Annotated in this window: 14 protein-coding genes; 9 read left to right on the top strand and 5 right to left on the bottom strand. The window is 58.2% G+C overall.

All coding sequences use genetic code 11. The features are described from left to right. Positions 1 to 13: 13 nt before the first annotated feature. The 3 genes from HUW35_RS09775 to ectA form a co-directional block, all read right to left on the bottom strand. The gene (locus tag HUW35_RS09775) at positions 14 to 418 is read right to left on the bottom strand and encodes an ectoine synthase (RefSeq protein WP_181252179.1); all 405 of its coding nucleotides are present in this window, start codon (positions 416 to 418) and stop codon (positions 14 to 16) included. A gap of 101 nt (positions 419 to 519) precedes the next feature. After that, positions 520 to 1,848, bottom strand: a complete 1,329-nt coding sequence (ectB, locus tag HUW35_RS09770) for a diaminobutyrate--2-oxoglutarate transaminase (RefSeq protein WP_181252178.1) — start codon at positions 1,846 to 1,848, stop codon at positions 520 to 522. Positions 1,849 to 1,932: 84 nt separating this feature from the next. Further along, positions 1,933 to 2,538, bottom strand: a complete 606-nt coding sequence (gene ectA, locus HUW35_RS09765; protein ID WP_255463219.1) for a diaminobutyrate acetyltransferase — start codon at positions 2,536 to 2,538, stop codon at positions 1,933 to 1,935. A gap of 488 nt (positions 2,539 to 3,026) precedes the next feature. Here ectA and HUW35_RS09760 point away from each other — a divergent pair, with 488 nt between their 5' ends. From HUW35_RS09760 to HUW35_RS09745, 4 genes are all read left to right on the top strand, one after another. Further along, positions 3,027 to 3,533, top strand: a complete 507-nt coding sequence (locus HUW35_RS09760) for a MarR family winged helix-turn-helix transcriptional regulator (RefSeq protein ID WP_181255642.1) — start codon at positions 3,027 to 3,029, stop codon at positions 3,531 to 3,533. Between the two features lie 492 nt (positions 3,534 to 4,025). Further along, entirely contained in the window at positions 4,026 to 5,024 is a 999-nt protein-coding gene (locus tag HUW35_RS09755; RefSeq protein ID WP_181252176.1) for an FHA domain-containing protein, read from the top strand. A 113-nt stretch (positions 5,025 to 5,137) separates the two neighbouring features. Next, positions 5,138 to 7,789, top strand: coding sequence for a serine/threonine-protein kinase (locus HUW35_RS09750; protein WP_181252175.1), 2,652 nt, complete (start codon positions 5,138 to 5,140; stop codon positions 7,787 to 7,789). A 100-nt stretch (positions 7,790 to 7,889) separates the two neighbouring features. After that, positions 7,890 to 10,490, top strand: a complete 2,601-nt coding sequence (locus tag HUW35_RS09745; RefSeq protein WP_255463218.1) for a protein kinase — start codon at positions 7,890 to 7,892, stop codon at positions 10,488 to 10,490. Here the strand turns inward: HUW35_RS09745 and HUW35_RS09740 are convergent, their stop codons facing one another. Beyond that, positions 10,491 to 10,958, bottom strand: coding sequence for a hypothetical protein (locus HUW35_RS09740; RefSeq protein WP_181252173.1), 468 nt, complete (start codon positions 10,956 to 10,958; stop codon positions 10,491 to 10,493). Between the two features lie 963 nt (positions 10,959 to 11,921). Here HUW35_RS09740 and HUW35_RS09735 point away from each other — a divergent pair. The 5 genes from HUW35_RS09735 (at position 11,922) to HUW35_RS09715 (ending at position 17,714) form a co-directional block, all read left to right on the top strand. Continuing rightward, entirely contained in the window at positions 11,922 to 13,343 is a 1,422-nt protein-coding gene (locus HUW35_RS09735; protein ID WP_181252172.1) for a S1C family serine protease, read from the top strand. Next, positions 13,334 to 14,374: an FHA domain-containing protein gene (locus HUW35_RS09730; protein ID WP_181252171.1), complete on the top strand. Its 1,041-nt coding sequence runs from the start codon at positions 13,334 to 13,336 to the stop codon at positions 14,372 to 14,374. Before HUW35_RS09735 ends, HUW35_RS09730 begins: the two co-directional genes overlap by 10 nt. A 74-nt stretch (positions 14,375 to 14,448) precedes the next feature. Next, positions 14,449 to 15,543 (top strand): histidinol-phosphate transaminase, encoded by a 1,095-nt coding sequence (hisC, locus tag HUW35_RS09725; protein ID WP_181252170.1) that lies wholly within the window; start codon positions 14,449 to 14,451, stop codon positions 15,541 to 15,543. 249 nt (positions 15,544 to 15,792) lie between these two features. Further along, positions 15,793 to 16,683, top strand: a complete 891-nt coding sequence (gene mepA / locus HUW35_RS09720; RefSeq protein WP_181252169.1) for a penicillin-insensitive murein endopeptidase — start codon at positions 15,793 to 15,795, stop codon at positions 16,681 to 16,683. Between the two features lie 20 nt (positions 16,684 to 16,703). Further along, a complete protein-coding gene (locus tag HUW35_RS09715; protein WP_181252168.1) occupies positions 16,704 to 17,714 on the top strand; it encodes a D-alanine--D-alanine ligase in 1,011 nt (336 codons plus the stop codon). A gap of 73 nt (positions 17,715 to 17,787) precedes the next feature. Here HUW35_RS09715 and HUW35_RS09710 read toward each other — a convergent pair whose 3' ends face one another. Beyond that, positions 17,788 to 18,375, bottom strand: a complete 588-nt coding sequence (locus HUW35_RS09710) for an HNH endonuclease (RefSeq protein WP_181252167.1) — start codon at positions 18,373 to 18,375, stop codon at positions 17,788 to 17,790. Positions 18,376 to 19,016: the final 641 nt, after the last annotated feature.

The following is a 19,016-nucleotide window of genomic DNA, read 5'->3' as shown; positions in this document are numbered from 1 at the left end:
GTTCACAACCGGTTTATTTTTCGTCCTTTACCTCTTCGGCATCCAGCTCGTACGCGCCTTCAGCGTTGTGCACTTCTTTACCGTGCAGAGGCGGGTTGAATACGCAGGCCATTTTCATTTCGGACTTGGCTTTCAGTACGTGTTTGTCGTTCTTGTCCAGGATGTAGATGGTGCCCGGGGTGATTTCGTGAACCACGCCGTCATCTTCAGCCATTACAGAACCTTCACCGGAAATGCAGTACACAGACTCCAGGTGGTTCTGATAGTGCAGGTGCAGGTCGGCACCTTCATAAATAGTGGTGATGTGAAAAGAGAAGCCCATGTTGTCGTTTTTCAGTAGCAGACGAGTACTCTCCCAGCCCTCGGAAACAATACGACGGTCAGTTTTTTCGGCTTCTTGCAGTTTTCTTACGATCATTTCTAGCTCTTTCTAAAATCAGGTCTTAAAAATCGGTCTTCAAATCAGGGGCGAAAAAATGCGGCCAAATACAGGCCGCATTTCCGCCAGGCTGCCGGGGATCAGGCTGCGCCCGCGAGGGTGCTCTCTTCCTGCTCGCTGTCATCGGCAAAGAAGTCGTGCTCTACCGGCACGTCTTCGCCCTTCAGTACTTTGGCTACTGCAGCTTCAACAATATCCAGCGCCTTGGTCAGGTTCTCGTCGCTGATAGTCAGCGGACACAGGGTTTTAACCACGTGGTCGTCGGCACCACTGGTCTCGATCACCAGGCCGTTGCGGAAAGCTTCGGTGGTGATCTTGTCGGCCAGCTCACCGCTTACGCAGTTCAGACCACGGAACATGCCGCGACCGCGGGTGGTCATGTTGCCGTCGCCGTATTTGTCGACGATGGTCTGCAGGCGTTTCTCGATGTACTCACCCTTGCGCAGCACTTCCTTGGCGAACTTATCGTCGCTCCAGAAGTGTTTGATCGCTGCAGTGGCGGTAACGAAGGCAAGGTTGTTGCCGCGGAAGGTGCCGTTGTGCTCACCCGGCTTCCACTGGTCCAGCTCCGGCTTCATCAGAACCACAGCGAACGGCAGACCGTAGCCACTCAGGGATTTGGACAGGGTTACGATGTCCGGCACGATGCCCGCTTCTTCAAAGCTGAAGTAGCTACCGGTACGGCCACAGCCCGCCTGAATGTCATCGACAATCAGCAGCACGTCGTGCTTTTTACAAACGTCCTGCAGGTTGCGCAGCCATTCAACGCTTGCCGCATTGATACCGCCCTCGCCCTGCACGGTTTCCACCAGTACCGCTGCCGGGTGATCGACACCGCTGGAAGAATCGCTCAGCACCTTGTCCAGGTACGCGGTGGTGTCGAACTCGTCACCCAGGTAGCCGTCGTACGGCATGCGCGCAACACTGCTCATGCTCACACCGGAGGCACCGCGGTGGTGGGAGTTACCGGTAGCGGCCAGGGCACCCAGGCTGCAACCGTGGAAACCGTTGGTGAAGGAGATGATGTTCTCGCGGCCTTTGTACTTACGCGCGATTTTCAGCGCGGCTTCCACAGCGTTGGTGCCGGTGGGGCCGGTGAACTGCATGACATAAGACAGGTCACGCGGCTTCAGGATGTTCTCGTAGAACGCTTCCAGGAACTCACGCTTGGCCTTGGTGTGCAGGTCCAGACCGTGGGTGATGCCGTCCTGCTGGATGTACTCCAGCAGCGCTTCCTTGAAGATCGGGTTGTTGTGGCCGTAGTTCAGGGTGCCCGCGCCGGCCAGGAAGTCCAGGTACTGGTTGCCTTCCTCGTCGTACAGGTACTCGCCCTGGGCCTTGTTGAAAACCCGCGGGAAAGCGCGGGCGTAGCTCATTACTTCTGATTCAATTTCGTCAAATACTTTCATCGTGGCAACCCTTTTCTAATGGTTGATTAAATACATAAATGGAAAACGGAAATTCGGAACAATCTCGTAGAGCGGCGCATGCGCTCAACGGGCATCACCCGCGGCGGTAAACGGACCGATCCGCAGCAACATTTCGCTGTCGTGCTGGCCGTCGAAATGGCGGTCGCGGTCAAACATCACCGAGTCCGCGCACTCCGCCTCAAGCTTGCGCGCAAGGCTGCGGAACAGCGCCCAGGAGGCGTCGTTATCCGGAGTAATGGTGGTTTCGAGGAACTGCACCTCGGTGCACGCGGGGCGCGCGAGGATTTCCCGCAGCATGCGACCAGCGAGTCCCATTCCACGGCCCTGCTCGGCAACCGCTACCTGCCAGATGAACAGGGTGTCGGCGCGTTCGGGGATGATGTAGCCGGAGATAAAGCCAACCAGCTCGCCGTTCAGCTCCGCGGCCACGCTGGTGGCAGAGAAGTGACTGGCCTGCAGCAGGTTGCAGTAGAGGGAATTGGTATCCAGGGGCGGGCAATTCCCGATCAGGCGGTGCACATTGGCGCCGTCTTCACTGATCGGGCGGCGCAACAGAACCTGGGTACTCTTGGATGGGGCCTGGGTGGCCTCACGAGCTTCCTTCTGTTGCGCCAGCTTGACCTTGTCGTCAATCGAGTCGTCTTCTTTCAATTCGCTTGTCGCGCTCAAACCAATACCTTTCTTTCGATCTTTAGTCATCAAATTGTTAGAGCAATATCAAACTTCTGTAATGAAAACGGAACCCTGTCGCTAAAACCGGATTCCGCTTGAAATTTGACCTTTTTCGCAAAAAGTTATTTACTGCTCTAAACATTTAAATCCATAGTACTCTAAACATTATCGAGGGCGCAAGGCCAAGCCTCATGCAATTTGATCAGAACGCGACCAATTACGACGCCAGCGAAGAGCCCCAAGATGGCGCGGAGCCCGCGCAACTACGGGGCTCGCGCACCATTGACGGGCGCGCGAAGCCACCTGGGCAAGGGCAGGAAAAGGTGTCGCCAAAGACCACCCGGAAACCGACTAATGGTTCAAAAAGTGGCCAGGAAAGCATTTACCGCAACGAGGCAATTGACAAAAACGGCGCAGAATCCAAAATCGGCGGCGGGCATGTAAGCCGCCATGCCTGCCACCCCGATTTCAAGAGCCTGCTGCTGATGGATAAAATTGAAGAAGTTTTGATCACCCTGCGCCGTCTGATCCGCGCCACAGACCTGCATTCCAAGCAGCTGGTCAAAACGGCGGGGCTGACCGCGCCGCAGCTGTTGCTGCTGCAGGCGATCCGCGAGCAGGGCCAGGTGACCATCGGCGCCCTGGCGAAGGAAATCAGTCTCAGCCAGGCCACCGTAACCACCATCCTCGACCGCCTGGAAAAGCGCGGCCTGGTGTACCGGGAACGCTCCTCCGAAGACAAGCGCAAGGTTCACGCCTACCTGACAGACAAGGGGGCAGACATCATCCGCGATGCCCCCACCCCGCTGCAGGAGCACTTCGTCAAACAGTTCCGTGACCTACGCGAGTGGGAACAGTCCATGATCATCTCCGCGCTGCAGCGCGTGGCACTGATGATGGACGCCGAACATATCGACGCTTCACCGGTGCTGGATGTGGGCGATCTGGACCGCAAGGACAGCCGCAACCTGCCCAATCACGAAGACAAATAGCCCCTGAATTTCCACACCTCCAGTTCCGCAAATCGCGCAACCAATGAACGTTGAATTAGGCGACACCAGAGTCAACGTTCTAACAAGCCCCTCATTTGGAAACAATTGGCATCCAGCCGTTGCATTCGGGACGCAGTCCGGTATAAATGGACCGGCAACACTAAAGTGGACATTCGCCCAGTCGGTTAGCGTCCACTGACTCAAGACAGCGGCGAAAAGCGCAGTTGCAGAGGCGAAAATGAGAAGTGGATCACGCTGCCGAGCATGGCAAATGGTGTACCACTCGAGCTTCGTGACAGCGCCCCCGGCAAAAACAATCGGCCCGTGCGATGCCCTGCCCCGCAGGTAGCATCCGGCACGACGTCGGGCACACGGTGGTGCCCGGTGAGAAGCATTCCGGCCGCCCTGTCTCGATAACTTCTGCACGCCGCCGAGCACCGGTTTCACACCATTCGGGTAGCGCGTCGCAGTCTTTTGGGGAAGGGACTGAACATGGCCTGCTTGCAACATCCTGATCGGGATCAACCCGTGTACCTGATGGCGCACCACACGATTGGCCGCCGCCAGGGAGTCGCGGATACCCGCATCACGCTGCCAGAGATTTCCGGTATTCACGCCGCTATTCAGTGGACCGGTAGCCACTGGGTGGTGCGCGATCTCAGCCGCAACGGCACCTGGGTCAACGACCAGCAGCTGGTGCCGGCCAAGAATCACCAGCTACAGCTCGGCGACAGGCTCGCCTTCGGCCGCGCCAACAATCCGGTCTGGAAAGTGGAGAACCTCGATCCGCCGGAGAACCTGCTGATCGATATCCAATCCGGGGAAGCGCAGGTGCTGGAGTCCTACCACCTGCTGCCGGACGAACACGATCCCATCGCCAGCCTGCACTTCAACCCCATCAACGGGGTGTGGATTTACGAGCTGCTCGAAAGTCCCGAGCACAGCGAATACGCCAAGGTGGTCAATCACGGCAGCCGCGTCGACTGCGCCCGCAACAGCTGGGAGCTGTTCCTGGCCAACAGCCAGAGCACCACGACCGAGCTCTCGTTCAAAAGCCTGTGCGTATCGGATTTCCGCCTGCAGTTCATCGTCAGCCACCACGAAGAACACATCCAGCTGCAGCTGTCCAAAGACGACACCCGTGTTGACCTGGCTGCGCGCACCCACAACTACCTGTTGCTGTACCTGGCGCGCGCCCGTATCCGCGACATCCAGCGCAATGTGGACGGCCCCGACCAGGGCTGGGTCGCCATCGATCTCGCCACCCGCGAGCTGGGCATCACCGTCAATCACCTGAACACGCAGATATTCCGTGCGCGCAAGCAGATTGCAGACAGCCTGCCAGACGCCATCGATACCGGACGACTGGTAGAACGCCGGGCCTACGAGATGCGCCTCGGCTGCTTCCTGCTGGATATTTTCAAGGGATCGCAGAAAGAAGAAGTGGAGGCCTCCACCGGCGAACACCCGGTGGTCCCGGAACCGGCCTGAAGAAACAAGCCAACGCAGGGACTCGACAAAACAACAACACGCCCGCCCACGGCGGGCTCTGACCATCCACGGACGGCGGTCTAACACAAAGAGTTACAACCGCAGTCAACACCATGCAAACAGAGCAGTTACCCTTCTACATCGGTCATTACCGCGCCACCGCCAGACTCGGCTCCGGGGGTATGGGTGTGGTGTACCTGGCAACCGACGAGCGCCTTAACCGCCGTGTGGCCATCAAGAAGCTGCTCCGCAATCCCAACAGTGGCACCGCCGGCGAACGTATTCGCCGCGAGGCCCTGCTGCTCGCCCAGCTCAACCACAGCAACATCGTGCAACTCTACGACGTGGTCGAGAGCGAGAACGGCATCGCCCTGGTGATGGAGTATGTAGACGGCAGCAACCTGCACCGCTGGCAACGGGAACGTTCGCCAGACCTGCCGCGCAAGCTGCAGATTCTCAAGCAGATCTGCGCTGGCCTGTCCCGCGCCCACAGCGCCGGCATCATCCACCGGGACCTGAAGGCGGAAAACATCCTGGTGGACAGCGAAGGCACCATCAAGATCACCGACTTTGGTATCGCCAAGGACCTGCAGGAAGACAGCGACCTCACCCGCGAGCAGCACGTGGCCGGCAGCTGGGGCGCCATGTCCCCGGAGCAGGCCCAGGGCCAACCGCTGGACAACCGCAGCGACCTGTTTGCCTTCGGTGTGCTGGCCTATCGCCTGCTGTGCGGACAGAACCCGTTCGGGGACAACAGCAGTCCCTACGTGACCGTGGATCGCATCGTCAAAAGCCCGCATCCGCCCGCCGCCCGCGTGGCCCCGGAACTGCCCGCAGCCCTGTGCCTGTTGCTCGACAAACTGCTCGCCAAGAAGCCGGAGCAGCGCCCGCTCAACGCCGCCGAGGTGGCCGCAGAGTTGGAGGCCGTTATCCACCAGATCCAGGGCGGCTCCACCAGTTTCACCCGCACCCACAGCATTACCGCCACGGTCACTGCGGAAAACTTCTATCAGCAGGCAGACCAGCGGCGCCGCTGGCCGGTGCGCGGTATCGTCGCCACACTCGCGGTGTGCGCCCTCGGCGCCCTGGCGGCACTCGGCATAAGCACCTTTTCCGATGCGCCCACTTCCGGCCAGTACATTGCCATCCTGCAGGCGGAAATGCCGGGCGGCGAAGACGACACGCCCAGTGAGCAGAACCGCAAGCTGCTGGCCGGCAACGTGCGCAGCGCGCTCAAGCAGGCACTGGCCGGCCGCGAAGGGCTCTTCCTGGTTCCCCACACAGAAACCCGCGACCTGCAGGACCAGCCGCTGGCGGTACAGGCAAAGTCGCTCAATGCCGACCTGCTGCTGATCCCCACGCTGGATTGCGCAACGCGCAGCTGCGAACTCTCGCTGGAGCTGCTCGACAGCGATACCCTGGCGGTGGTCCACAGCAACAGCACCCGGCTGGAAATCGATGAGAGCCTGGAAAGCCGGGCCCGCACCCTGCACCAGGTGGATGAGTTGCTGCCGGAGTATCCCGCGCGCGCCACAGCCCCGCTCACCCAGATCAGTGCCGAGGACTACCTCACCTATCTGGAGATCTACGAGCGCCGCCACGACGCCCTTCACCGGGGAGAGTTACTGGACCGTTTGGACGAGCTGCAGGCGCGCGAACCGGGCTTCCCACCGCTGTACGAGCTGTACGCGGAAATGACCATCGACCACGAGTTCAACTCCCGCGCAGCGGACTCCGTCGAACGCCTGAGAAAGCTGTTGCAGAAGGTGCCCGCCAGGCTCGAAGACACCCCGGAACTGCTGATTACCAAGCTGTATCTGGCCATCATCAACGGTCAGGATGGCCCCGCAGAATCCCTGCTGGCGCAGCTCAAGCTGACCCTCCCGGACAAGACCGTCTACCACCACCTGAAGGCGGCGTACCACCAGTCCCGTGGGGATTACGAGCTATCCCTGCGGGAGATCAACAGTGCCCTGAAGCTGCGCACCAGTTACAACTATCTGGTGATGAAGGCTCTGAACCTGAGCCTGCTGGGAGACATGCCGGCGGCGAACGAGGTGCTGCAGCAGACTATCGCGGTAAACGGCAAGGCCATCCCCGCCATCTCCATGCTCGCCGCCAACATGCTCGACACCGGCAAGCCCGATGAAACCATACGGCTGCTGTCCGAGGCCGGGCTCGACCGCATCGGCCCCATGGACACCTACAACCTGTGCCTGGCCTACTACATTCAGAAAGAGTACAACCAATCCCAGCAGTGCTTTACCAAGGTCTCGAGCCTCGCCCCCAAGGACGCCGACCCGCTGCTGTACCGCGCGGAAATTGCCCGTGAGCAGCAACAGCCGGAAAAAGCCGAGGAACTTGCACAGCAGGCCTTTGAGCTCACCCGCGAGCGCCGCGACTGGGAAGGCCTGTTGATGCAGGCCCGCGCCTACGCCGAGCTGGGTGAGGCGGAAAAGGCGGTGGAAAACCTGATCAGTATCCGCCGCATTGCCCCGGACGACCTCTACGTGAATTACGCCCGGGCCCAGGTGTACATCAGCACCGGCGACCTGCTCTCCGCCAAGGCGCATATCCGCAAGACCCTGGAACAGGGCATCTCGCCCATCTGGTATTGCACCGCGCGGTTTGTCAAAATCTGCAACATGCCCTCGTTCGACGATCTCCGGCAGCAATATCCGGGGCTCTGCGCGGGCAAGGAACACCACCAGCAAGCGGACGAATCCCAGATCGCCCGCAGCGGCGAGACCAGTGTGAATCTGTAACGGGCCAGCACCCTGTACCGATTCCCACGGCTCGCACTGGCCCGCGCCAGGGGTTTCGGCACGGGCACCCAATAGGCTCTAACAAAAAGAACACACGCAGATGGATATTGCAGATCCCGAGGTTGAACAACAGCCGCGTACCGATTCCCCTGTCTTTGTGGGTAGCGACCGCTACCGCATCCAGAGCACTCTCGGTGCCGGAGGCATGGGCATTGTGTACCTGGCGGAAGATCTCAAACTGCACCGCCAGGTGGCGATCAAGAAACTCAAAGACAACGCCGCCAGCCAGAACGCCCGCGACCGCATCCAGCAGGAAGCGCGCCTGTTAGCCCAGCTCAACCACCCCAATATCGTCGCCCTGCACGATGTGCTGGAAGACCAGGGGGATATCGCCCTGGTGATGGAATATATCGAGGGCACCACCCTGCGCCCCTGGATGCGCGAGCGCAGCCCCAACCTGCAGCAGAAACTCAGCCTGCTGATGCAGATCTGCCTGGGCCTGAGCGAGGCCCACAACCTCGGCATCATTCACCGCGACCTGAAGTCCGACAATATCCTCATCACCGAAAACGCCAAGGGCGAACCGGTGGCCAAGATCACCGACTTCGGCATCGCCAAATCCCAGCAGCTGGATGAGAAAACCCTCACGGAAGAAAACCAGCTGGCCGGCACCATCACCGCCATGTCGCCAGAGCAGATCCTCGGCAAACCCCTGGATGCCCGCAGCGACCTGTTCAGCCTCGGTACCATCGCGTTTGAACTGCTGTGCGGCAGCCGCCCGTTTGAAAAACACGAGGCCGGCGCCCTGGCCATGGCCAACCGCATTACCAACGAGGCCCACACCCCGCCGCAGGAAGCGTGGCCGGATATCCCGGAGCCACTGGCGATACTGCTGGACAAGTTGCTGGCCAAAGATCCGGCACAGCGCCCGCAAAACGCCTTGGTCGTGTACCAAGGTTTTGCACTGTTACACAAACAGGGGTTGGAGAGTGAGAGCGAAGATTTCACCGCAACCATGACCGACCTGTTCACTCACCACAAAATCAAAAGCCGCCGCCGCTGGCAGCGGGTTGTGGCGGGCATAGCCGTCGCACTGGTTGTGGGTGCGAGCGGTTACTGGGGCTGGAAGGAATTCACCCGGCTGGAGCCGCAATATATTGCGGTAATGCCGGTGGAAATTAACGGTGAAATTCGCGGCGAGGAGAATGCCAAGGCGCTGACCAGGACCATGGTGCGGCAGGCGTTGATGAATTCGGTTTCGCAGTTGAAGGCGAGTGCGCTGGTGAGCTTTACCCCGAAGGAGGGGCAGGATTTTGAGGCGCAGTTGCAAAAGCTGAAGGATAAGGGGGTTACCGATGCGCTTTTTGCAAGGCTAGAGTGCGCGCAAGTGCGCTGCGAAATTGATATACAACGAATAGAGCCTGTAAATAGCCAGATCAAACAACAAAAAAGCTTTACCTTTCTCGCAGATAAGCAGCAGGAAGGGGAATACCGCATTACCAACAGTGCTACGGCGTTATTTCCAGCCAGTCATACAAATAAGACTAGAGCGCAAGTTTCGATGTCCGACGAGGACTATCGTAAGTATCTGGAAATACTCAGCAGGCTGGATCAAAAAGATCTCAGCCCAGAGGACCTCAGCGTACTGGAAGTAATGATCAACCAATACCCACTAAATACCAATCTTTACCACGCCTACACCAGCGTTTCCGCAAAACTGTTTGTGCAAACAGATCAAGGGGCATTTATCGAACGCGGCCTTGCAATGCTTGAAAGAGCGCACACCCATAAACTGGACCGGCAACAGTTACTGGTGCAGGAACTATGGCTGCGCACATATAGCGACGATAAAGCTTCTTTCGAAAAACTCTTGAAAAAATTTGAATCGCAGGAAGCCCCTTCCGCAGCGCTACTTGCGAAATATGGACGATTCCTTTATGTACAGGGGGATTACGAGGCGGGGCTACATTATGCCCAGGAAGCAGCCCAGCTAAACCCATCCGCCGACAATCTTTACCTTATAGCAATAAACCAGACGGCCAGTGGAGATTACGAAAACGCTCGCATCACCCTGAGCAGAATCACCAAACATTTCCCAGAACACTGGTCTTCATACGCGCTACTCGGCGTTATAGAGCTGGAAAGCGGCAATCTAAGAGCCGCAGAAAGTGCCATTACCTCCATTCCCGAGAATCTACGCGGCTGGCGTACCAAGTCCAATCTTGGGGTCGTACTTTTCCTACAAAAAAGTTACGAACACGCTTTACAAATTTTCTTATCTGTCATTAATGAAGTGCCCGACGACCCCGCCACTCTGGGGCAAATAGCTGAAACGTATCTAATGCTCGAAAAAAAGCAAGATGCTCAGCGGGCTTTTAGAAAATTGCTGGAAGTGTCTAAAGAAGAAAACGGGCTTGAAGCACAGCAATTTAAAGCCATCGCCGAAGCCAATCTAGGAAATTCGACCAGAGCAATTGTGTTGGTTAATAATATGATTCGCGAGGCAAGCGATGACACATACGTTAGATATGCCGCAGCCCAAGTGTATGCACTAGCCAGAGAATGGCGATCGGCGAATTACCATTTAGAAGCTTTGTTACAGCAAGGCATGGGCGCAGAGTGGTTTAACCTGCCGGCCTTCCAGCAGCTCTGCACCCAGCCCGAAGTCTCGCAAACGGTCGCGAACGCTATCTGCGACTGATTATTCCGGCTCGATCCGCGCTTTGGGGTCAGCCGAATAAACAGTCTCTCCGCTCTGATCCTGCCCGACCCACTTGAATGAAAAACCATTCGCAGTCTGCTTATTCGCTTTCAGGTCTATCTCCAAAACCTGCGGCTGCTGATTTTTAACTTTGCACTTCTTGATCGCGCCAAGACCATCATCGATTTCATCATATGTTTCGATACCATCGATATTGCCGGGCAACTTCTTGAATACCAAATCGGTATTGACCATGGTAACGATCAACGTGGCTGTGCCTGACTTCTCTGGCCCCCCTGCCAATACTCCCTCAAATTTGACACAGATGGTTTCCCAAACATCTCCATCTTCATCTTTCAGCGTCCACACCTGATCTGCACCAGTGGGCTCAAGCGTAAAGTTAAAGGTGGTCTTTCCTTCCGCCGGCACTTCAATGCAGGCTTCTACCGCTTCGGTTGCTTCGGTCATCTTTCTATCCTGTAAATTATGACTATCCTCCCTGCAAACCGCCCAGGGTGATCGTTGGTCTTGAAACATTTAGGCAAACAAACACAGACTCAGAACGAGAACTGCGTCACACAGCTTACTGCAACCGCTTGGCATTTTTCTACACATAGTTCGGCAGAATTTTGCCAAAAAAAAACCGGCAGTAAGCAAACTTACTGCCGGTATGAATCAGATGGTCCCAGCCATCTACGGTTACAACAACACTATCAAGAGCGAAAATGAGGCATCCGTGCCTCTGACAGGCCCTTCCTAGAATCCCGGCTTCCTAGGCTCTGTGGTTACCGGGCTGGCCTGACTTTCCGGCTTGCGCCGGAATTCTTCCTGACTTACCAAACTTTCCTGCAGGAACTACTGGGAGTCCTGCGGGATCGTTCGGTTACCAATCCTTTGGCAATGGCTGAGTGCGCGTTACTGTTCACTGAGTGGAGAGCAATTCCGTCGCTCTCCCCAGCTCCTTGTAATACAGTCCGTCTTCCGTAACGGTCTCTGCTAACAGGGTGTCTGCAATCCACCTCGCCACGGCTCCTGTGACGACCGGGCTTCGCGCCCCTCAACCTTGATACGCACTTTACGGATGGACCCATTACAGGTCGATCACAAGCCATTACACGCCATTACACAAATCGCAATTTACTGGCAGTAAAAGGCGCCAGGCAAAGTGATTACTCACATTGCACTTAATCCGGCCCGGAATTACACGCATCACTACGGCGTTCACTACACTCAACAGTCGTTGACGGAATTTCTCCGCGGGTAGCGGCTACCCGGCTCGCTTGTTGGGCTGTGACCGATCCCGTAATATCGGCCGACCTTTCGGCCAGAATTTCGCCAGGCTGTTGCGTCGCTATTTTTGCCCGCACCCGTTCACATTTGCGGCGCGCCATGCGACACCTGAATTTTTGCTAGCCATAAGCACCACACAATATGTCCAACTTTTACAAGCGTCTGTTTTCTCCCCTGCTGGCTCTGCTGCTGTTGTGCGCCGCCGGTGGGGTACTGGCGCAGAGCTACGAGCAGCTGTACAGCGATTACCGCGGCAGCCTGTACCAGATCCGTCTGATCGAGCTGTCGTCCAATTCCAAAGCCGGGCTGGGCTCCGGGTTCCAGATTTCCACCGATGGCCTGGTGGCCACCAATTACCATGTGGTGTCCGAGGCGGTGCACGATCCGGACAAGTACGCGCTCAAGTACCTCTCGGTGGACGGCAAGGAGGGGGAACTGGAACTGCTGGACGTGGATGTCATCAACGACCTGGCCATCCTGCGCCAGAAGGGCGAACCGGGCAGTGATTTCCTGCGCCTGGCATCCAAGTCCCCGAGCAAGGGCGAGACCATTGTCTCCATGGGCAATCCCCTCGACCTGGGCATGACCATTGTCCCCGGCACCTACAACGGGATTGCCGGCGGCAGTTTTTACGATCGCATTCATTTTTCCGGTTCCATCAACCCCGGTATGAGCGGCGGCCCGGTGATCAATCGCAATGGCCAGGTGGTGGGTATCAATGTGGCCACCGCGGGCAACCAGATCAGCTTCCTGGTGCCTGTGGATAAACTGGTTGCGCTGCTGCTGGATTACAAAAAGGAAGCCACCGCCGGCAACGGCGCCCTGGAACTGCAGCCGGTGATCAGCCGCCAGTTGCACAAGAACCAGCAGCGCATTATCGACCAGGTACTGGCCGCAGACTGGCAGCTGCGCCCGCTGGGGGAAGCCATGGTGGTGGGAGAAATCGTGCCGTCGATCCAGTGCTGGGGTAGTTCCACCGACGATGAGGACGAGCCCGTTACCCAGGTGGCCAAGGGCTGTACCGGGCAGGATGTGGTGTTCCTGTCGGAGGACTTCGATACCGGGCGTGTGGAATACGAGTTCTTCTGGCTGGAGGCAGACGACCTGCGCTCCTCGCGCTTTTACAGTGCCTATGAAGAGAACATGAGTGGCTTCTTCCCCGGCAACAGTGCCGGCGAGGACGATGTGACCGATTTCAACTGCAAGCAGCAGTTCACCAGCCATCCGCGCAATGGACATAAGATCGGCGCCAACACCAGCGATAAGACGGACACAGCGGCGGGGAACGATAAAGAAGCCCAACAGCAGGGCCAGGCAGAAGACGAGCCCGCGCAAGCCACCCCGCCCAAAGCCAGCGGCAAGCGCGATCCGGTGATCGCGCGCACCTCCTACTGTGTGCGCCGCTACAAGGACTTCCCGGATCTGTACGATGTGTTTTACGTCAGCCTCACCGTGGACCAGAACAATCGCGCCCTGGTAAGCCATTTCACCCTGTCCGGCTTCACCCAGGAATCTGCCACGGCCTTTACCCAGAAGTTTGCGAGTGAAATCCAATGGCACTGATTATCGAGGAAATCAATCGTGCCCACCGGGTGGGCACCCGCTACCGCATGGAAGGTGAACGCGCCACTCTCGGGCGCTGTTATGAAAACCCGGTGATGGTGGAAGACCCCCACGTGGACCCGGTGCACGCGGAAGTGGTGCGCGACGAAGACGGCTGTTACGTGCTGCGGGATCTGGACAGCCTCAACGGCGTGCGCCTGATGCGCAACTTTCTCGACAAGTCGGTGAGACCGAAGAACATCCGCGAGCACCTGATCCAGAGCGGCGACGAGATCCAGCTCGGCAAGAGCCGCCTGCGCTTTATCGATACCGAGACCAGCGTCCCCCCCGCCATCCCCCTGCACTCTGCAGAGACCATCTTCGACCGCCTGGCAACGCCGCTGGTGGCGGTGATCCTGTGCGCGCTGGTGGGGGCTTTCAGCCTGTGGATGGCCTATCTGGGTAATACCGGCGAGTTCCAGTGGACTGGCGCGGTGGAAGTACTGACCAACGCGGTCCTCGCCCTGTTGATCTATGCCGCGGCCTGGTCCTTTATCGGCAAGGTGGTAAAACACGAGGCGCACTTCCTCGCCCACCTGTCCATCGCCGCAACCGCGGCGCTGGTTTACGCCGCCTGGCAGTGGTTCGGCACCCTGCTCAATTTCAATTTCTCCCTGCACCAGATCATGCCGCTGCTGAATATCCTGGCACTGGCGATTCTGATTCCGGTGATGCTGTGGTGCGCGGCCTACCTGGCCCTGAATGTTGCCCCGCACTGGCGACTGGTGGCCTCTATCCTGCTGCCGTGGGCGTTCCTGGGATTCGCCGCGGCGGTGGAGATCGGCAGAATGGATGAGTTCAGCGGTTCTCCGGAGGTCTCCAAGGAGCTTAAGTCGAAGGATTTCCTGTGGCGCGACCCGGTGCCGCTGGACGATTTCCTCGCCAGCACCCCGGCGCTGTTTGATATTTCCATCGAAAAGAGCAAGGCCGAAGGCGGCAGCAAGTCCAAGCGCAAAAAATCCGGGGAGGATCAGGGTATTCAGGGCGAATAGGCGTCGAAGTCTGCGCGCTGACCCCGTAAAATCTCCGCCCGCCGGGCCTGTTTGCCCGGCCAAGGAGTGACAGCATGAGCGATCAAATGAGTGATCAGCCCCAAGACAACCCGTTCTGGAGCCCCGCGGTAGCGCAGCTCCAGCCCTACGTGCCCGGCGAGCAACCCAAGACCACCGCCCGCCTGATCAAGCTCAACACCAACGAGAGCCCCTACCCGCCTTCCCCGAAGGCGCAGGCAGTGCTGACGCAAGAGGGCCTGGCTGCCCATCTGCGCCTTTACCCGGACCCGGAATCCACCGAGCTATGCGCGACCATTGCCGCGGAATTCGGCCTGCAGCCGGATCAGGTATTTGTCGGCAACGGCTCCGACGAGGTGCTGGCGCACGCGTTCTACAGTTTCTTCAAACGCCCCGAGCCCCTGCTGTTCCCGGATATCACTTACAGCTTCTACCCGGTGTACTGCCAGTTCTTCGAGATCGAGGCGCGCAAGCTGCCGCTGAGGGACGACTTTTCCATCGCGGTGGAGGATTACGCGGTGGAAAATGCCGGCGGCGTGATCCTGCCCAACCCCAACGCGCCCACCGGCCGCTATCTGCCCCTGGCAGAGATCGAGCAACTGCTGCAACTGCACCCGCAGCGGGTGGTAGTGATCGACGAGGCGTATATCGATTTCGGCGGCGAGAGCGCCGCAACCCTGATTGATCGCTACCCGAACCTGCTGGTTATCCACACCCTGTCCAAATCCCACGCGCTGGCGGGCCTGCGCCTGGGCTATGCAATGGGACAGGCGCATTTGATCGAGGGTTTGAACCGGGCAAAGAATTCCTTCAATTCTTACCCGATTGATGGGATTGCGCAGAAGGTGGCGACAGCGGCAATCGCGGATCGCGCGTGGCTGGCGGACAACTGCGCCAAGGTCATCGCTACTCGCGAGCGTACCTGTGCGGCACTGACCGAGATGGGATTCGATATCGTGCCGTCCAAAGCCAATTTCATTTTCGCCAAGCCACCGAAAATTTCAGCGGAAGCGTTATTTGTGGCTTTGCGCGAACGCAACATCATCGTCCGCTATTTCAACAAGCCGCGGATTAGTGAGTACTTGCGTATTAGTATCGGTACTGATGAGGAGATGGAGGCTTTGGTTCAGGCCTGTCGTGAGATTTTGTAAGCCAGGGCTGCGTACCGGATAGTTCAGTGGCCCCTACCCGAACGTCTTGTGGCGGCTCGGCTAAATGGGGCTCTCTTGCGAGACACGAGCTAAGGTTTACCGGTACCTGGACCGCCCCAGCAATATCTACAAGGTACCGCCACGATCCCAATCAACAACTCCCAAGCGGACCATTCCACAGAAGTCCACAGCGGAACCTCTATAATTCCTCGGGCACTAAAACCTAAACCGACACCACCGCAGTAAATTATGTCGACGTACATGCCCGTATCCCTGTTTGCCCTGCTCACCACACTGACGTTGTGTATTGCCCTCCCCGCCCACGCCCAAAACCCGTGGGAAGCCGTTAAAAAGCCCTCGAATCAACTACCGGCCAGTATCGGTGGCTACAGCAATGGCTGCCTGAGTGGTGCCGAACAGATGCCACTGCGTGGAGAAGGATTCCAGTTGGTGCGTACCGGGCGCGACCGGCACTATGGCAACCCGTACCTGGTGGAATTCCTCAAGGACTTCTCCAACGCCGTCGAAGAAAACAATCTCGGCCGGCTGCAGATTGGCGACATGTCCATGGCCCGCGGCGGGCCGTTCAGCAGTGGACACAGAAGCCACCAGATGGGGCTGGATGCAGATATCTGGTTCTCCCAGGACAAGCGCGCCGCCGAGCGCCCGCTGAGCGCCTGGGAGCGGGACAACATCTCCGCCATCCCCATGGCCGATACCCGCAAGCACATCCTGCTGGAAAAAAACTGGGATGCACGCATTCCCGGGATTCTGCGTATCGCCTCGGAAGATCCTCGTGTCGCCCGGATATTCGTGCATCCCACCATCAAGCGGAAAATGTGCGATATTGCAGGGAGCGATAACGAATGGCTGCGCAAAGTGCGCCCCTGGTGGGGACACAACTATCATTTTCACGTGCGCCTGAACTGCCCACCGGGAGACAAAAACTGCAAACCCCAGAAAAAGGTGCGCGGCAGACCCTGTAACGGCGGTCTCGACTGGTGGTTTAGCGATGAATTTTACGCCATCCTTAACCGCCCGGCGCCGACCAAACCCGTACCGAAGAAGCCGCCGAAAAGACCGGAGATGCCCGCGCAGTGTGCGCAGGTGCTTGCCGCCCCCGCGGCGGTATCCAATTAAGAAAGAACGATGAGAGCCCAATGAGCGACAAGGCCCAACAGACCATTCACGTACTGCTGATCTGCGGCGGTGGCAGCAGCGAGCACGATGTCTCCCTGCGCACTGCGGACTTCATCCAGCGCGAGCTGGGCAAACTGAACGATATCCAGCTCTCCCGAGTCACCATGGAAGCGGACGGTCGCTTTGTGGATGCCAACGGCCAGGTGCAGGAGCTGCGCTCGGACAAGCTGCTGTACAGCGCTACCGGCAGCGCCCAACTGGTGGATTACGTGATTCCCGCGATTCACGGCTATCCCGGCGAGACCGGCGACCTGCAATCCCAGCTGGAAATCCTCGGCCTGCCCTATTACGGCTGCGGCTCGGAGGCGAGCAAGATCTGTTTCAACAAGATCACCACCAAACTGTGGCTGACGGCGCTGGGGATCGACAATACCCCGTACAAATTCCTGTGCGCGAATACTTCGGAAGAGATCGCCCGCGCGCGGGATGCGCTGACCCTGTGGGGTTCGGTATTCGTAAAGGCGTCCAACCAGGGCTCGTCGGTGGGCTGTTACAAGGTGAGCGATGAAGACGCACTGGAGAAGGCCCTGCACGAAGCATTCAGCCTGTCGCCCTATGTGCTGGTGGAAAAGTGCCTGAAGGTCCGCGAGCTGGAAGTTGCCGCTTACACCTACCAGGGTGAGCTGGTGATTACCCCGCCCGGGGAAGTGTGTGCGCCGGAAGATACGTTTTACAGTTACGAGGAAAAGTACGCGGAGGCGAGCCGCGCGCAGACCCATGTGGTGGCAGAGGGGCTTTCCGATGCACAGTTGGGGTGGATTCACGAAGCGTCAAAACGGGCGTTTATCGGTCTGCAATTGAAGGACCTGTCGCGGATTGATTTCTTCCTCACCGACGACGGGGAAATTTATCTCAATGAGGTGAACACCTTCCCGGGCATGACCCCGATCTCCATGTTCCCGAAAATGCTGCAGAATCAGGGACACGATTTCAGCACTTACCTGGGTGCGCTGATTCGCGACGCCGTTTAGCCGGCTTTGGTGGAGGTGGCGCAACCGATATTGCCGCCTTCACCGCAAGCGCTTCCGCACCACATATTTCAGATCAACCCGCCTGCTGAACCACTTCTGACAGCCAGCTTTCCTGCCGCTTGCGGGAAAACTGCCCGCGCAGAAATTCCATCTGATCCCCGCGAATCCGCGCGCTGTTGGTAAGCGCCAGATATTCCGCCGCATTGGGCACAAACGGCAGCGCCAGCAAGTCGATTTCAAGATCCTGCAGCAAGCGGTTGCCCTTGTGCTGGTTGCAGCGACGGCAGGCGGTGACCACGTTTTCCCAGATATCCCGGCCGCCCTTGGAAACCGGGTGCACATGGTCGCGGGTTAACTCGCGGATCGGAAACCAGCTACCGCAGTAAAGACAGGTGTGCTGGTCCCGGGCAAACAGTGCGCGGTTGTTTAGCGGCGGGCGTTTGCGCGGACGCGCCATGCGATCGCCGCCACAGGCAATGATCGCGGCGAGATCGAGGGTGGAGCGTTCTCCCAGGCGGTTGATACCGCCGTGTACCGTCTGCACCACCCCGCCCATGGTCCAGGTCACCAGCTCCCGCACGTACAGACAGGCCGCCTCTTCCCAACTCAGCCATTCGAGGGGTTGCCCCGCGAGATTCAACCTCAGGATTTGCGCTTGCACGAGTTCACCTCCCGTTTTTGCGAGCCACGAAAACAGTAGAGCCCCGCGGGATGGCCGGCAGGGCTCTGGAAGTCTGGAAATTGGTTGTGAAAACTGGGGAATCTGGAGGCGCTGGAGGAATGGCGCGAAATTTGGGGGCGATGAAGGCTTGACCACCAATGATGGAAAGGTGGTTGCGTTACGAACGGGTACGGCAATACATTACTGAATGCGTCATCCTCCGCGGTCACTTTATTTGGACCGGCTTTACCTGATTAAAGCGGAGGTTTGTTACGATTTCCAGACTGGCGGACAAAACTGCTGCTGTTTTTTTACTTTTGTGAGATGTCCGTAACGATCTAGCCCGGGCAAACGCAGAAAAACTTTTTTGCAGAAGCCTGTTGCGCGGCAACGAAAACCGCCGGGACTTGTATAGACAGGATGATTTGAATTGGGAAAGGGAAGCCGTGACAATGTCGGCAAAAGATCAGGACAGGTTTTTCACAGCCCCAAACGTAAAACACCGCCTGGGCAATCCGGCCCAAGCGGTGCGTCTCACAGGATGGTGCCCAAATCCTTTCGGGCTGGCAGCGCGGTCTCCATTCCTTGGGGACCTATCCTTGCCGCCGTTGCAATCCGTTCTCCGTCCTTGCAAATACATT

It is taken from the genome of Microbulbifer sp. YPW1, from assembly GCF_013367775.1.
In the GTDB taxonomy this organism is placed as follows: domain Bacteria; phylum Pseudomonadota; class Gammaproteobacteria; order Pseudomonadales; family Cellvibrionaceae; genus Microbulbifer.
The sequence above is the reverse complement of the archived record's forward strand: the minus strand, read 5'-3'. Positions and strand labels throughout refer to the sequence as shown.

What these genes read in the sequence shown, in the direction of transcription:
- HUW35_RS09775 (WP_181252179.1), bottom strand. Translation starts at nt 418, where the DNA reads ATGATCGTAAGAAAACTGCAAGAAGCCGAAAAAACTGACCGTCGTATT.
- ectB (WP_181252178.1), bottom strand. Translation starts at nt 1,848, where the DNA reads ATGAAAGTATTTGACGAAATTGAATCAGAAGTAATGAGCTACGCCCGC.
- HUW35_RS09760 (WP_181255642.1), top strand. Translation starts at nt 3,027, where the DNA reads ATGGATAAAATTGAAGAAGTTTTGATCACCCTGCGCCGTCTGATCCGC.
- HUW35_RS09755 (WP_181252176.1), top strand. Translation starts at nt 4,026, where the DNA reads ATGGCCTGCTTGCAACATCCTGATCGGGATCAACCCGTGTACCTGATG.
- HUW35_RS09750 (WP_181252175.1), top strand. Translation starts at nt 5,138, where the DNA reads ATGCAAACAGAGCAGTTACCCTTCTACATCGGTCATTACCGCGCCACC.
- HUW35_RS09745 (WP_255463218.1), top strand. Translation starts at nt 7,890, where the DNA reads ATGGATATTGCAGATCCCGAGGTTGAACAACAGCCGCGTACCGATTCC.
- HUW35_RS09740 (WP_181252173.1), bottom strand. Translation starts at nt 10,958, where the DNA reads ATGACCGAAGCAACCGAAGCGGTAGAAGCCTGCATTGAAGTGCCGGCG.
- HUW35_RS09735 (WP_181252172.1), top strand. Translation starts at nt 11,922, where the DNA reads ATGTCCAACTTTTACAAGCGTCTGTTTTCTCCCCTGCTGGCTCTGCTG.
- HUW35_RS09730 (WP_181252171.1), top strand. Translation starts at nt 13,334, where the DNA reads ATGGCACTGATTATCGAGGAAATCAATCGTGCCCACCGGGTGGGCACC.
- hisC (WP_181252170.1), top strand. Translation starts at nt 14,449, where the DNA reads ATGAGCGATCAAATGAGTGATCAGCCCCAAGACAACCCGTTCTGGAGC.
- mepA (WP_181252169.1), top strand. Translation starts at nt 15,793, where the DNA reads ATGTCGACGTACATGCCCGTATCCCTGTTTGCCCTGCTCACCACACTG.
- HUW35_RS09715 (WP_181252168.1), top strand. Translation starts at nt 16,704, where the DNA reads ATGAGCGACAAGGCCCAACAGACCATTCACGTACTGCTGATCTGCGGC.